General features: G+C 59.1%; 14 protein-coding genes and 1 pseudogene. 5 read left to right on the top strand and 10 right to left on the bottom strand.

The features are described from left to right. Positions 1 to 52: 52 nt before the first annotated feature. Positions 53 to 832 (bottom strand): exodeoxyribonuclease III, encoded by a 780-nt coding sequence (locus KGB29_RS21640; RefSeq protein WP_003229491.1) that lies wholly within the window; start codon positions 830 to 832, stop codon positions 53 to 55. A gap of 81 nt (positions 833 to 913) precedes the next feature. On the opposite strand from KGB29_RS21640, the gene pyrE reads away from it, so the two are divergent. Next, a complete protein-coding gene (gene pyrE, locus KGB29_RS21635; RefSeq protein WP_034147724.1) occupies positions 914 to 1558 on the top strand; it encodes an orotate phosphoribosyltransferase in 645 nt (214 codons plus the stop codon). Positions 1559 to 1691: 133 nt separating this feature from the next. Here the strand turns inward: pyrE and KGB29_RS21630 are convergent, their stop codons facing one another. The 7 genes and pseudogenes from KGB29_RS21630 to coaBC form a co-directional block, all read right to left on the bottom strand. Beyond that, the gene (locus KGB29_RS21630) at positions 1692 to 2075 is read right to left on the bottom strand and encodes a hypothetical protein (protein WP_150812730.1); all 384 of its coding nucleotides are present in this window, start codon (positions 2073 to 2075) and stop codon (positions 1692 to 1694) included. Further along, positions 2062 to 2634: a hypothetical protein gene (locus tag KGB29_RS21625; protein ID WP_057712743.1), complete on the bottom strand. Its 573-nt coding sequence runs from the start codon at positions 2632 to 2634 to the stop codon at positions 2062 to 2064. The genes KGB29_RS21630 and KGB29_RS21625 overlap by 14 nt, the downstream gene beginning before the upstream one ends. Positions 2635 to 2652: 18 nt before the next feature. Next, positions 2653 to 2913: a hypothetical protein gene (locus tag KGB29_RS21620; protein ID WP_057712744.1), complete on the bottom strand. Its 261-nt coding sequence runs from the start codon at positions 2911 to 2913 to the stop codon at positions 2653 to 2655. 190 nt (positions 2914 to 3103) lie between these two features. After that, complete coding sequence (argB, locus tag KGB29_RS21615; RefSeq protein WP_053163877.1) at positions 3104 to 4009, bottom strand: acetylglutamate kinase; 906 nt, start codon at positions 4007 to 4009, stop codon at positions 3104 to 3106. A gap of 17 nt (positions 4010 to 4026) precedes the next feature. Continuing rightward, positions 4027 to 5403 (bottom strand): annotated as a pseudogene (locus tag KGB29_RS21610) (phosphomannomutase/phosphoglucomutase); the annotation flags it as partial. Between the two features lie 267 nt (positions 5404 to 5670). Continuing rightward, complete coding sequence (gene dut / locus KGB29_RS21605) at positions 5671 to 6126, bottom strand: dUTP diphosphatase (protein ID WP_007975171.1); 456 nt, start codon at positions 6124 to 6126, stop codon at positions 5671 to 5673. 5 nt (positions 6127 to 6131) lie between these two features. Continuing rightward, positions 6132 to 7340 carry a bifunctional phosphopantothenoylcysteine decarboxylase/phosphopantothenate--cysteine ligase CoaBC gene (coaBC, locus tag KGB29_RS21600; protein ID WP_090452162.1) on the bottom strand — a complete coding sequence of 403 codons (1209 nt, stop codon included), beginning with the start codon at positions 7338 to 7340 and terminating at the stop codon, positions 6132 to 6134. A gap of 135 nt (positions 7341 to 7475) precedes the next feature. Here coaBC and radC point away from each other — a divergent pair, with 135 nt between their 5' ends. Further along, the gene (gene radC, locus KGB29_RS21595) at positions 7476 to 8150 is read left to right on the top strand and encodes a RadC family protein (protein ID WP_057712747.1); all 675 of its coding nucleotides are present in this window, start codon (positions 7476 to 7478) and stop codon (positions 8148 to 8150) included. A gap of 135 nt (positions 8151 to 8285) precedes the next feature. Here the strand turns inward: radC and KGB29_RS21590 are convergent, their stop codons facing one another. Next, positions 8286 to 9872 carry an ABC transporter substrate-binding protein gene (locus KGB29_RS21590; protein ID WP_150815264.1) on the bottom strand — a complete coding sequence of 529 codons (1587 nt, stop codon included), beginning with the start codon at positions 9870 to 9872 and terminating at the stop codon, positions 8286 to 8288. Between the two features lie 446 nt (positions 9873 to 10318). Between KGB29_RS21590 and rpmB the strand changes: the two genes are divergently transcribed. Continuing rightward, positions 10319 to 10552 (top strand): 50S ribosomal protein L28, encoded by a 234-nt coding sequence (gene rpmB, locus KGB29_RS21585; protein ID WP_007975166.1) that lies wholly within the window; start codon positions 10319 to 10321, stop codon positions 10550 to 10552. Between the two features lie 11 nt (positions 10553 to 10563). Next, the gene (rpmG, locus tag KGB29_RS21580; RefSeq protein ID WP_003177274.1) at positions 10564 to 10719 is read left to right on the top strand and encodes a 50S ribosomal protein L33; all 156 of its coding nucleotides are present in this window, start codon (positions 10564 to 10566) and stop codon (positions 10717 to 10719) included. A gap of 209 nt (positions 10720 to 10928) precedes the next feature. Here rpmG and KGB29_RS21575 read toward each other — a convergent pair whose 3' ends face one another. After that, on the bottom strand, positions 10929 to 11291 hold the full coding sequence (locus KGB29_RS21575; protein WP_057395874.1) for a cupin domain-containing protein: 363 nt from the start codon (positions 11289 to 11291) through the stop codon (positions 10929 to 10931). A 224-nt stretch (positions 11292 to 11515) separates the two neighbouring features. Here KGB29_RS21575 and KGB29_RS21570 point away from each other — a divergent pair, with 224 nt between their 5' ends. Further along, on the top strand, positions 11516 to 13009 hold the full coding sequence (locus KGB29_RS21570; RefSeq protein ID WP_150815262.1) for an aldehyde dehydrogenase: 1494 nt from the start codon (positions 11516 to 11518) through the stop codon (positions 13007 to 13009).

Raw genomic sequence — 13009 nt, 5'->3', positions numbered from 1 at the left:
GCGATACGGGCATTTTTTCGACCATCCGTCATACTGCTCAGTGAAAAATCACTTAGATCGTCAGCGTCCAGTCGTAGTCCACGATCAGCGGCGCGTGTTGCGAGAACCGCGGCTGGCGTGGCAGGCGTGCGCTGCGTACGAAGCGGCGCAGGCCCGGGGTCAGCAGTTGATAGTCGAAGCGCCAACCGAGGTTGAGCATCTCCGCCTGTTCGTTGTCCGGCCACCAGCTGTACTGGTCGCCTTCCCGGCTGACTTCCCGCAGGGCGTCGACATAACCCATGTTGCCGACAATCTCGTCCATCCAGGCACGTTCAGGTGCCAGGAAGCCCGGAGATTGCTGGCTGTCGCGCCAGTTCTTGATGTCGAGCTTCTGCTGCGCCACGTACAGCGAGCCACAATAAATGTACTCGCGGCGTTTGCGCCGCTGCTTGTCCAGGTACTTGCCGAAGTCGTCCATGAGCTTGAACTTCTGGTTCAAATCCTCATCGCCGTTCATCCCCGAAGGAAGCAGCAAGGTGGCAATACTGACTTTGTCGAAATCTGCTTGCAGGTAGCGCCCGTAGCGGTCGGCCGTCTCGAAACCGAGACCGCTGATGACAGCCTTCGGTTGCAGCCGCGAATACAAAGCCACGCCACCTTGGGCGGGGACTTCAGCATCGCAGGCATAAAGGAAGTAGCCATCCAGTTGGAAGGCTGGGTCATCCAGTTCAAAGGCGGAGGCACGGGTGTCCTGCAGGCAGATGACGTCGGCATTCTGTGCTTGCAGCCAACTGAGCAAACCACGCTCGACTGCAGCCTGAATACCATTGACGTTCACACTGATGATCCGCATAAATGGCCCCAAAAATCGCGTGCGTGTATGATACACGGCGTCAAGCTAATTAGCTAAATCCGTGGTATTTGGGGTTTTTTCATGCAAGCGTATCAGCGCGATTTCATCCGTTTTGCCATCGATCGCGGCGTTTTGCGCTTCGGTGAGTTCACCCTGAAGTCCGGGCGCACCAGTCCTTACTTCTTCAATGCCGGCCTGTTCAACTCGGGTTCGGCCCTGGCGCAGCTGGGTCGTTTCTACGCCGCCGCCATTGCCGAGAGCGGCATTTCGTTCGACGTGCTGTTTGGCCCTGCCTACAAAGGCATCCCGCTGGCGGCGACTACCGCCGTGGCCCTGGCCGAGCATCACAACCGTGACCTGCCATGGTGCTTCAACCGCAAGGAAGCCAAGGCCCACGGCGAAGGCGGCAGCCTGGTTGGCGCACCGCTGACCGGTGAAGTGCTGATCATCGACGACGTGATCACCGCCGGCACCGCCATCCGTGAAGTGATGCAGATCATCGCCTCCCAGGACGGCGCCAAGGCCGCTGGCGTGCTGATCGCCCTGAACCGTCAGGAGCGTGGCAACGGTGAGTTGTCGGCGATCCAGGAAGTCGAGCGTGACTTCGGCATCCCGGTCATCAGCATCGTTTCGCTGAACCAGGTGCTGGAATTCCTGGCGGACGATCCGCAGCTCAAGCAGCATCTGCCAGCTGTGGAAGCCTACCGCGCCCAGTTCGGCGTTTAATACGCCGACCCTGTAGGAGCGAGCCTGCTCGCGATGGACGTCCCAACAACGCGGGTTGTCAGGCACCCCCGCGTTATCGTTGACGTTTTTCGCGAGCGTGCTCGCTCCTACAACGGTCTTTTTGTTTGTGCTGTCAGTGCAGTCTTCGCCATTTTCCTATCAGTTTTAGTGCCAATCCCAGATTGAATAGCGCGAACACCAGCAGTGCCACGACGACTAGAACGTAAAGCGTGCGGTCCACATCGAAATCCCACAGATCCAGTCTGCTGCCACGCATGATTCGAGCGGCGGCCGGCAGGTTGACGTAAAAAAGTGCTGTGAAGGCGCAGGTCAGGGGCAGGGCGCAACCGAGCAGAACGCCTGAAACCTTCTCTCGGCTACGTTTTCTGGCCAGTGGGCCTGGTTGTTTTTCATCCAGTTCCAACGCTTCATGCAATTTTGGCCATGCCAGGTTGAACATGAAGGTGGTCAGGGTCAGCAGCAAACCACTGACCGCGACGATGTCACTGAACGGCATTCAGGCCCAGTGTCCGGCACAGCAGCGCGTGGGAATCCTCGCTGATTTCGAACTGCCCGGCACTGCCTTTGCGTTTGATGATGGGTTTGAAAGTCGGCTCGTTCTGGGTGATCAGCATGTTCAGTTCATCGCGGATGACGTCCGAGCTGATCACCACCAGATACACGGTCTGCGCGTGCTCCGCAGACTCGATCACGGCTCGCATGCTGTGCTGCAGGATCTCGTCCAATTGATTGCGGAAGCGTGAAACCGTGTTTTTCAGCAAGGTTTTGCTTTGGCTCTGAGTCAGCTGGAAAATCGTCGATATCTGCGATTCGGTTGGCAGGGTCTGCCCGAAGTAGCTTTGAATCAGATACAGCAAACGGTCCTGTTTTGCTTCATCGGCCCGGCTCGGCATGCCGCCCTCAACCAGCATTTTCAAGTATTCAGTCAGGCTCGCCTTGGCTATACGCTGTAAGGCATGAGCAATTTCCGTGTCGGAAATCTTCAGGGTTTTCTTGACCGGTTCCTTCTGCTCCTGCTCGAAAGCCTGGGCGTCGATAGTGAACGAGATCTGCATGGCTCAGTGCCTCCGTGGCTATTTTTTGCTCGCAGGGCTGGTTGTCTCGGCCTTTTTGTTCTCGACGGATTTGTCGGTTTTTTCCGGATACGGGTCATTCGGGGCGTCGCCCTGGCCGGTCAATACTTTCCAGGCTTTGCGCGTGTGAGGGGTCTTTTTGAAATCAGGGCAGGGTGGCATTGATGTTTGCGACGGGCCTGAATACTCAAATCCGCAGTCTACGCAGGCGTAGGTGCCTGCTGAAATGTCACTGCCGTATGGAACATGGTCTTTTTGCATGGGTAGATCTCCTGTGGATGCAGGGAAAATCCTATGCAGATTGATTCCTTAATGATGTCGGACGTTTCGTTATCTGAAGTGAGGCATTTCCTGCACGCATAAAAAAGATCGCAGACTTCGTCAGCACCTACGGAAAATTCATACTTCCGTAGGTGCCGCTGAAGGTTGCGATCTTTATGACGTTCTTGAATCAGTGACGCTTGCGATTGCTGATCAGGGTGCCCACGCCGGTATCGGTGAAAATTTCCAGCAGGATCGCGTTCGGCACGCGACCGTCGATGATCAGCGAGCTGCCCACGCCGCCCTGGACCGCTTCCAGTGCGCAACGGATCTTCGGCAGCATGCCGCCATAGATGGTGCCATCGGCGATCAGGTCGTCGACTTGCTGGGTTGTCAGGCCGGTCAGGACCGTGCCCGACTTGTCCATCAGGCCGGCGATGTTGGTCAGCAGCATCAACTTCTCGGCTTTCAATGCCTCGGCGACTTTACCGGCCACCAGGTCAGCGTTGATGTTGTACGACTCGCCGTTGGCGCCGACGCCGATGGGCGCGATCACCGGGATGAAATCGCCCTTGACCAACAGGTTCAGCAGGTCGGTATTGATGCCGACTACTTCGCCCACGTGGCCGATGTCGATGATTTCCGGGGTGGTCATTTCCGGCGTCTGACGGGTAACGGTGAGCTTCTTCGCGCGAATCAGCTCGGCGTCTTTACCGGTCAGGCCGATGGCGCTGCCGCCATGACGGTTGATCAGGTTGACGATGTCCTTGTTGACCTGGCCGCCGAGGACCATTTCAACCACGTCCATGGTCGCGGCGTCGGTGACGCGCATGCCGTCGACGAAATGGCTCTCGATCGACAGGCGCTTGAGCAGGTCACCGATTTGCGGGCCGCCACCGTGAACCACCACCGGGTTGATGCCCACGGCCTTCATCAGCACGATGTCGCGGGCGAAGCCGGTTTTCAGCTCCTCGCTTTCCATCGCGTTGCCGCCGTATTTGATCACCAGTGTCTTGCCGACATAACGGCGGATGTAAGGCAGCGCTTCGGACAGGACCTTGGCGGTGTTGGCGGCGGCTTCGCGTTCGAGGGTCATTCAGGGCTCCGGGTGAATCAGAACGGTAGTTGGAGATCAGGTGCAACACGCTTCAACTGGGCGTGGAAAACGTCCTTGATGCGCTGCAATTCAGCCTCGTCATCGGCCTCGAAACGCAGCACCAGCACCGGTGTGGTGTTGGATGCGCGTACCAGGCCCCAGCCTTTGGCATAGTCGACTCGCACGCCGTCAATGGTGGTCAGGTCGGCGCCTTCGCCCCACTGCGCATCGTGCAATGCATCAATGATGCTGAATTTGCTCTCTTCGGTCACATGGATATTGATTTCCGGCGTAGAAATATCGTTCGGGAAGGTCGCGAACAACTCTTCGGCCGAGGATTTTTCCTTGCTGAGGATCTCCAGCAACCGCGCGGCGCTGTAAATGCCGTCGTCGAAACCGAACCAGCGCTCCTTGAAGAAGATGTGCCCGCTCATTTCGCCAGCTAGCAGGGCGCCGGATTGTTTCATTTTCTTTTTGATCAACGAGTGACCGGTCTTCCACATTAACGACCGGCCACCGTATTCCTTGATCAGCGGAATCAGGCGGCGGGTGCATTTGACGTCGAAGATGATTTCGGCGCCCGGGTTGCGCGCCACAACGTCGCGGGCGAACAGCATCAGCAACCGGTCTGGGTAGACGATGCTGCCGGTGTTGGTCACCACGCCGACGCGGTCGCCATCGCCGTCGAAGGCCAGGCCGATGTCAGCGTTGGTTTCCTTGACCTTGGCGATCAGGTCCACGAGGTTTTCAGGCTTGCCCGGGTCCGGGTGGTGGTTCGGGAAGTTGCCGTCCACTTCGCAGAACAGCGGGATGACTTCGCAGTTCAGCGCTTCGATCAGTTGCGGAGCGATCACACCGGCCGCGCCGTTACCGCAATCGACGACCACTTTCAGGCGACGGGCCAGCTTGATGTCCTGGACGATTTCGGTGGTGTAGCGGTCGAGGATCTCGACCTGGGTGATGCTGCCCTGGCCGCTGCTCAGGTTGTTGGTCTTGAGGCGGTCGTGCAGGGCCTGGATCTGTTCGTTGGCCAGGGTGTCACCGGCGATGACGATCTTGAAACCGTTGTAGTTCGACGGGTTGTGGCTGCCGGTGAGCATCACGCCGGATTTGCCGGCCAGTACGTTGGCGGCGTAGTAAAGCGCCGGAGTCGGGACCAGGCCGACATCACTGACGTGGCAGCCGCTGTCGGCGATGCCTTTGATCAGTTGCGCGACCAGCTCCGGGCCGGACAAACGGCCATCGCGGCCGACGGACACGTTTGGCTCGCCCTGGGCCAGGCTTTGGGAGCCGACGGCGCGGCCGATCCAGTAAGCGGTTTCGGCGTTCAGGAATTCCGGGACGGTGCCGCGGATGTCGTAGGCGCGGAAGATGCTGTCAGGGAACTTGGGTGCGATTTTGGCCGGGGTGTTCATCTGTGGAAATGCTCCATCTCGAAAGTGGCTGGACAGGCCGCCGATTCATTCGGTGGCAGGTTCAAACTGAAAGGTATGACGGCGTTTTCCACAGAGAGTTCGTGGTGTGAAAGGGCCATGACGCCCCTGACGACAAGGGTTTGACCGGGCAATGCCTTGATTTTCGGAGCTAAACCTTGCAGATGACAATTTGAATTTTGTGGCGAGGGAGCCAGATCCCCCCGCCACAAGAAGAGCAAGGCCGGATCAGCGGGTGCCGGTATGGCCGAAGCCGCCGGTGCCGCGCTCGGTTTCAACAAACTCTTCAACCATCTCGAAGTGAGCCTGCACCACCGGTACCAGCACCAGTTGCGCCAGGCGCTCGCCAACCGGCATGGTGAACTCGGTCTGACCACGGTTCCAGCAGGAAACCATCAATGGGCCTTGGTAGTCGGAGTCGATCAGCCCCACCAGGTTGCCCAGCACGATGCCGTGCTTATGGCCCATCCCCGAGCGCGGCAGAATCAGCGCCGCCAGGTTCGGGTCGCCGATATAGACCGACAGGCCGGTGGGGATCAGCACGGTTTCACCCGGCTTGATCACGGTGTCCTGTTCCAGCATGGCGCGCAGGTCGAGGCCGGCGGAGCCCGGTGTGGCGTATTGCGGCAGCGGGAATTCGGTACCGATGCGGGGGTCGAGGATCTTGGCTTGCAAAGCGTGCATGTAAATTAAACCTGGTTCAGACGTTCGGCGATAAAAGTGATCAGCTGGCGAGCAATCTTGCTCTTGCTGGTCTGGGCGAAAAGTGTGGCGTGAAGCTCGCGGTCGATGACGCTGCAGGCGTTTTCTTCGCTGTTGAAGCCAATGCTCGGGTTGGCGACGTCGTTGGCGACGATCAGATCGAGGTTCTTGTCTTTCAACTTGCGTGCAGCGTAATCGAGCAGGTGTTCGGTCTCGGCAGCGAAACCGACACTGAACGGGCGGTCGGGGCGGGTGGCGATGGTGGCCAGGATGTCCGGGTTACGCACCATCTGTAGCAACAAGCCGTCGCCGTTCGTAGGATCTTTCTTGAGTTTCTGTGGGGCGACGACTTCCGGACGGTAATCAGCGACCGCTGCCGAGGCGATGAACAGGTCGCAAGGGATCGCCGCTTCACACGCGGCCAGCATGTCGCGGGCGCTGACCACGTCGATACGGTTGACGCGATCCGGAGTCGGCAGGTGCACGGGGCCGGTGATCAGGGTTACGCGGGCACCAGCCTCCACAGCGGCTTCGGCCAGGGCAAAGCCCATTTTTCCGGAGCTGTGGTTGGTGATGTAGCGCACCGGGTCGATGTTTTCCTGGGTCGGGCCGGCCGTAATCAGCACGTGTTTGCCGGTCAATGCCTGACGCTGGAAGCAGTCGGCGGCGCACTGGGCCAGTTCAAGGGCTTCGAGCATGCGTCCCAAGCCGACGTCGCCGCAGGCCTGGCTGCCGGAGGCTGGGCCGAAAACCTTGATGTCGCGGCTTTCGAGGGTTTGCAGGTTGGCCTGGGTCGCCGGATCGCGCCACATCGCCTGGTTCATTGCCGGCGCGACGGCGACCACTGCGTCGGTGGCCAGCACCAGCGTGGTCAGCAGATCGTCGGCGATGCCTTGGGCCAGGCGGGCGATCAGGTCCGCCGTGGCGGGGGCGATCAGCACCAGATCGGCCCATTTGGCCAGTTCGATATGGCCCATGGCCGCCTCGGCCGCCGGGTCCAGCAGGTCCAGGTGGACCGGGTGTCCGGACAGGGCCTGCATGGTCAACGGGGTGATGAACTCTGCGCCGCCACGGGTCATGACCACGCGCACTTCGGCGCCCTGATCGATCAGGCGGCGAACCAGGTCGGCGCTCTTGTAGGCAGCGATACCGCCGCCGACGCCCAGAACAATGCGTTTCCGATACAGCCGCTGCATAGGCCTGCCTTTCAATTCGTTGGTGACATACGTGGCGAAACCCCCTCCCCAGGGTGAATTCGCCCGCAAAAAAGATGGGCTACGATATCACAGCGACCGCTACGGAACAGCGGTGCCCACAGACAGGGAGGTGCTATGAGTATTCGTGATTGGCCGGCGGCGGAACGGCCGCGGGAGAGGTTGCTTGAGCGGGGCGCGGGAAGCCTTTCGGATGCCGAATTGCTGGCGATCTTTTTACGCACCGGCGTGGTGGGTAAAAGTGCGGTAGATCTGGCGCGACACCTGTTGAATCAGTTTGGCAGCCTGCGTTTGTTGCTTGAAGCCGATCAGGAAGCGTTCAGCAAGCAGTTGGGACTTGGGCCGGCGAAATTTGCGCAGTTACAGGCTGCGCAAGAAATGAGCAGGCGTCATCTGGCCGAGCGTGCGCGCCATAAATCGGCACTGGAGAGCCCGCACGCGGTTCGCGAGTATCTGAAATCGATGCTGCGCCACGAGCCACACGAGGTGTTTGGTTGCCTGTTTCTCGATTCCAGGCATCAGGTACTGGCGTTCGAGACGCTGTTCCGCGGCTCCATCGACAACACCAGCGTTCATCCGCGAGAGGTGGTCAAGCGCGCCCTGGCCAACAACGCAGCGGCATTGATCCTCTGTCACAACCATCCTTCGGGCAACACCGACCCAAGTCAGTCTGACCGGGTGCTGACCAAGCGCCTGCAAAAGGCGCTGGAGTTGATTGACGTGCGGGTGCTCGACCATTTCATCATCGGCGATGGCGACCCGTTGTCGATGGCGGAGTATGGCTGGATGTAGGCAGGATGTGAGAAGCACGCTTTCCATGTGGGAGCGAGCTTGCTCGCGATGGCGTCGGCACATTCAGCATTGATGTTGCCTGAAAGTCCGCTATCGCGAGCAAGCTCGCTCCCACAGGTTTTGTGTTGTGTCAGATTATTTGAGGTTGACCTTGGAGTAATCCTGCCGGCCGAACGGGCTGACCGAATACCCCTCGACATCCTTGCGCGTCAGCGCGAAGGCTGTCGGGTGAGCCAGTGGTAGCCACAGCGCTTGCTGCTGGATCTGAGCCTGGGCCTGTTCGTAGAGTTTGCTACGCACACCTTGCTCACCGGTGGTCTTGCCGGCGCTGATCAGCTTGTCCAGGTCCTGATTGCAGTAGCGGGCGAAGTTGGTGCCGGACTTGACCGCCGCGCAGGAAAACTGCGGCGTGAGGAAGTTGTCCGGGTCACCGTTGTCACCGGCCCAGCCCATGAAAAGCAAGTCGTGCTCACCGGCCTTGGCGCGGCGGATCAGTTCGCCCCATTCGATCACGCGGATTTCGGCCTGAATGCCGATTTCGGCGAGGTCAGACTGCAGCAGTTGGGCGCCAAGGCTTGGATTGGGGTTAAGCAGGCTGCCGGAAGGGCGGGTCCAGATCGTGGTCTGGAAGCCGTCCTTGAGTCCGGCCTTGGCCATCAAGCCCTTGGCCTTGGCGATGTCGTGAGGGTAACCCGGCAGACCTTTCGCGTAGCTCCAGGTGTTGGGCGGATACGGACCGTTGGCCGCCTCGGCAGTGTCTTCGAACACGGCTTTGACATAGTTGGCCTTGTCGAAGGCAAGGTTGATGGCCTGGCGGACTTCAGGCTTGTCCAGTGGCGGATGCTGACTGTTGATGCCGACGAATGCGGTCATGAACGCGTCAGTCTTTTCGACTTTCAGCGTCGGCTCTTTCAGCGCTTCCTGTACGTCCAGAGGCTTGGGCGACAGGGCGATCTGGCATTCGTTGCGGCGCAATTTCTGCAGGCGCACGTTGGCGTCCGGGGTGATGGCAAAGATCAGCGGATCTACAGAGGGTTTGCCACCGAAGTAGTCGGGGTTGGCTTTGTAGCGAACCGAGGCGTCCTTCTGGAAGCGAGTGAAAACGAACGGCCCTGTGCCGATCGGCTGGCTGTTGAGCTTCTCGGGTGTGCCGGCCTTCATCAGTTTGTCGGCGTATTCGGCCGAATAGATCGAGGCGAAGCCCATGCTCAGGGTCGCCAGGAAGGTCGAGTCCGGGTGGTCGAGGGTGAAACGCACGGTCTGGGGATCGAGGGCGTCGATCTTCTTGATCAGTGCAGGCAACTGCATCGATTGCGCATGCGGGAAGCCGCTCTGGGCGACTTTGTGCCACGCATTGGCCGGATCGAGCATGCGGTCGAAGCTGAAAATCACGTCCTCAGCGCTCAGGTCACGCGTCGGGGTGAAGTACTCGGTGCGATGGAATTTCACCTGCGGGTGCAACTTGAACACGTAGATCAGGCCATCGGGGCTGACTTCCCAGCTGTCGGCGAGGCTGGCGACCACCTTGCCACTGGCTGTGTCAAAGTCCACCAGGCGATTCATCAACACATCGGCCGAGGCATTGGTGGTGGTCAGCGAGTTGTACTGCACCACGTCGAACCCTTCAGGGCTGGCCTCGGTGCAGACGCTCAGGGCGGCGGCAAATGCCTGTGGGCTCAGCAGAAGCGGGGCGAGCAACAGCGGTAGGGCAGCAAGGCGCATGGTCGGCTTCCTATACAGGTCGAAGGCCCATCTGCAAGTGCAGTCTGGAAAAGGCCTACCCTAGTGGGCTCTTTTGCAAATGACTATCCCCTTTTTCATTTTAAGGGGACTATAGGCGACTGATTTTGCTGTGCAGCGGTTGAGCAAACCCCTTGGATGGCTCGCTGAACGATTTTCTGCGACGAGCGGTCGCCATCGACGATAGCCTTTGTCCAAGGCGCTCGGAGCCAGAAAAACGGGGTTTTTGTGAATTCAACGCACACTGAATGTTGTTGCTCTCTAGTCTTTCTGGTATAAAGCAGCGCTCTTTTCTAGGGGCCCGGTTCCTTCACTGTAGGTGTAGCCGGTAAGACCTCTAAAGAAACGCGGCGCCTGGCGCCAAATGACTGAGAGATTAAGCGGCCAACCCATGCCGGGTTGGGCATGTGGTTTTAGAGGGCTGAGGCATGTCTAGAGTCTGTCAAGTTACCGGTAAGGGTCCGGTGACTGGGAATAACATTTCCCACGCAAACAACAAAACCCGTCGTCGTTTCCTGCCGAACCTGCAGCATCACCGCTTCTGGGTTGAAGAAGAGAAACGTTTTGTGCGTCTGCGCGTATCTGCCAAAGGCATGCGTATCATCGACAAGCGTGGCATCACTGTCGTGCTGGCCGAACTTCGCCGCGATGGCAAGGTTTAAGGGAGCTAATCATGCGTGAATTGATTCGTTTGATTTCGAGCGCCGGTACTGGTCACTTCTACACTACCGACAAGAACAAGCGTACTACTCCGGACAAAATCGAGATCAAGAAATATGATCCGGTTGTTCGCAAGCACGTGATCTACAAAGAAGGCAAAATCAAGTAATTGATTTTTCCCTCTTACGAAAAAGGCCCGTATCGCGAGATACGGGCCTTTTTTGTTGCCTGTGGGTTATGCAGTGCCTGTCAGGGCCCTTTCGCGAGCAAGCCCGCTCCCACACTTGATTGTCGCCGGACACAAATGTGGTGTTCACTGAAGCTCGAATGTGGGAGCGGGCTTGCTCGCGAAGGGGCCAGCCCTGACAACGCAAGTCCTCAAGCCTTCTGTTCAAACGCCACATAGATCTTGCGGCATGGCTCCAGCACTTCCCAGGTGCCGCGAAAGCCTGCCGGGATCACGAAGCGATCACCCACACGCAGCGTCTTGGCGTTGCCGTCGAGGTCACGTATCACGGAAACCCCCTGCACGATTTCGCAGTATTCGTGCTCGGTGAAGTTTACCGTCCACTGGCCGACAGCCCCTTCCCACACGCCGGCGTTCAATTGGCCGCAAGGGCTGTTGTAGTGGTTGTACACCACTTGCTCAGGATCACCCTTCAGTACTTTGGTCGGATCCGGGCGATAGCGTTCGGCGGCGGTGGTGGCCTGGCTGAAGTCGACGATATTCTGGATGCTCATTGTTGTATTCCCCCGTCATTGCGTTGGTGTTGCCAAAGTCTATGTTTATTAAAATGAACATCGCAAGGCCGTTTGCCGGCGTTATGTCAAATATATTGAAACTTCACCTGCCGCTGGTTTAGGGTGGTGGTTGCCTTGGGCCGACAAGCAGGCTGGCCGGGCAGAATTCCTGACAGCGCCCGCGAAGAACGCGGGTGTCGTATCAATAAGAGGAGGACACTCGCATGACCACCCTGACCCGTGCCGACTGGGAACAACGTGCCCGCGACCTGAAAATCGAAGGCCGCGCCTATATCAATGGCGAATACACCGACGCCGTTTCCGGCGAGACATTCGAGTGCGTCAGCCCGGTCGATGGCCGTCTGCTCGGCAAGATTGCCAGTTGTGACGCCGCCGATGCCCAGCGCGCCGTGGAAAACGCTCGCGCCACGTTCAATTCCGGTGTCTGGTCGCGTCTGGCGCCGACCAAACGCAAGTCCACCATGATCCGTTTTGCCGGCCTGCTCAAACAGCACGCCGAAGAGCTGGCCCTGCTTGAAACCCTGGACATGGGCAAGCCGATCAGCGATTCCCTGTACATCGACGTTCCCGGCGCGGCGCAAGCCTTGAGCTGGAGCGGCGAAGCCATCGACAAGATCTACGACGAAGTGGCAGCCACTCCGCACGATCAGTTGGGCCTTGTGACCCGTGAGCCGGTGGGTGTGGTGGGCGCCATCGTGCCGTGGAACTTCCCGCTGATGATGGCGTGCTGGAAACTCGGTCCTGCGCTGTCCACCGGTAACTCGGTGATCCTCAAGCCGTCCGAAAAATCCCCGCTGACCGCCATCCGCATCGCTGAACTGGCTGTCGAAGCCGGCATCCCGAAAGGCGTGCTGAACGTGCTGCCGGGTTACGGTCACACCGTCGGCAAGGCCTTGGCCCTGCACAACGACGTCGACACCCTGGTATTCACCGGCTCGACCAAAATCGCCAAGCAATTGCTGATCTACTCCGGCGAGTCGAACATGAAGCGAGTCTGGCTCGAAGCCGGCGGCAAGAGCCCGAATATCGTGTTCGCCGATGCGCCGAATCTGCAGGATGCTGCCGAAGCCGCTGCTGGTGCCATCGCCTTCAACCAGGGCGAAGTCTGCACCGCCGGTTCGCGCCTGCTGGTGGAGCGTTCGATCAAGGATAAATTCCTGCCGCTGGTGATCGAGGCGCTGAAGGCCTGGAAGCCGGGCAATCCGCTGGATCCGGCGACCAATGTTGGCGCGCTGGTCGATACCCAACAGATGAATACCGTACTGTCTTACATCGAGTCCGGTCATGCCGACGGCGCCAAGCTGGTGGCCGGTGGCAAGCGTACGCTCCAGGAAACTGGCGGCACTTACGTTGAGCCGACGATTTTCGATGGCGTAAGCAACGCGATGAAAATCGCCCAGGAAGAAATCTTCGGGCCGGTACTGTCGGTCATCGCATTCGACAGCGCCGAAGAAGCCATCGCGATTGCCAACGACACACCGTACGGCCTGGCCGCTGCGGTCTGGACGGCCGACATTTCCAAGGCCCACCTCACCGCCCGCGCACTGCGTGCCGGTAGCGTGTGGGTCAACCAGTACGATGGCGGCGACATGACCGCTCCGTTCGGTGGCTTCAAGCAATCCGGCAACGGCCGCGACAAGTCCCTGCACGCGTTCGACAAATACACCGAGCTGAAGGCGACCTGGATCAAGTTGTAA

Source organism: Pseudomonas sp. BF-B-30 (assembly GCF_019956305.1).
GTDB classification, from domain to species: domain Bacteria; phylum Pseudomonadota; class Gammaproteobacteria; order Pseudomonadales; family Pseudomonadaceae; genus Aquipseudomonas; species Aquipseudomonas jessenii.
The sequence above is the reverse complement of the archived record's forward strand: the minus strand, read 5'-3'. Positions and strand labels throughout refer to the sequence as shown.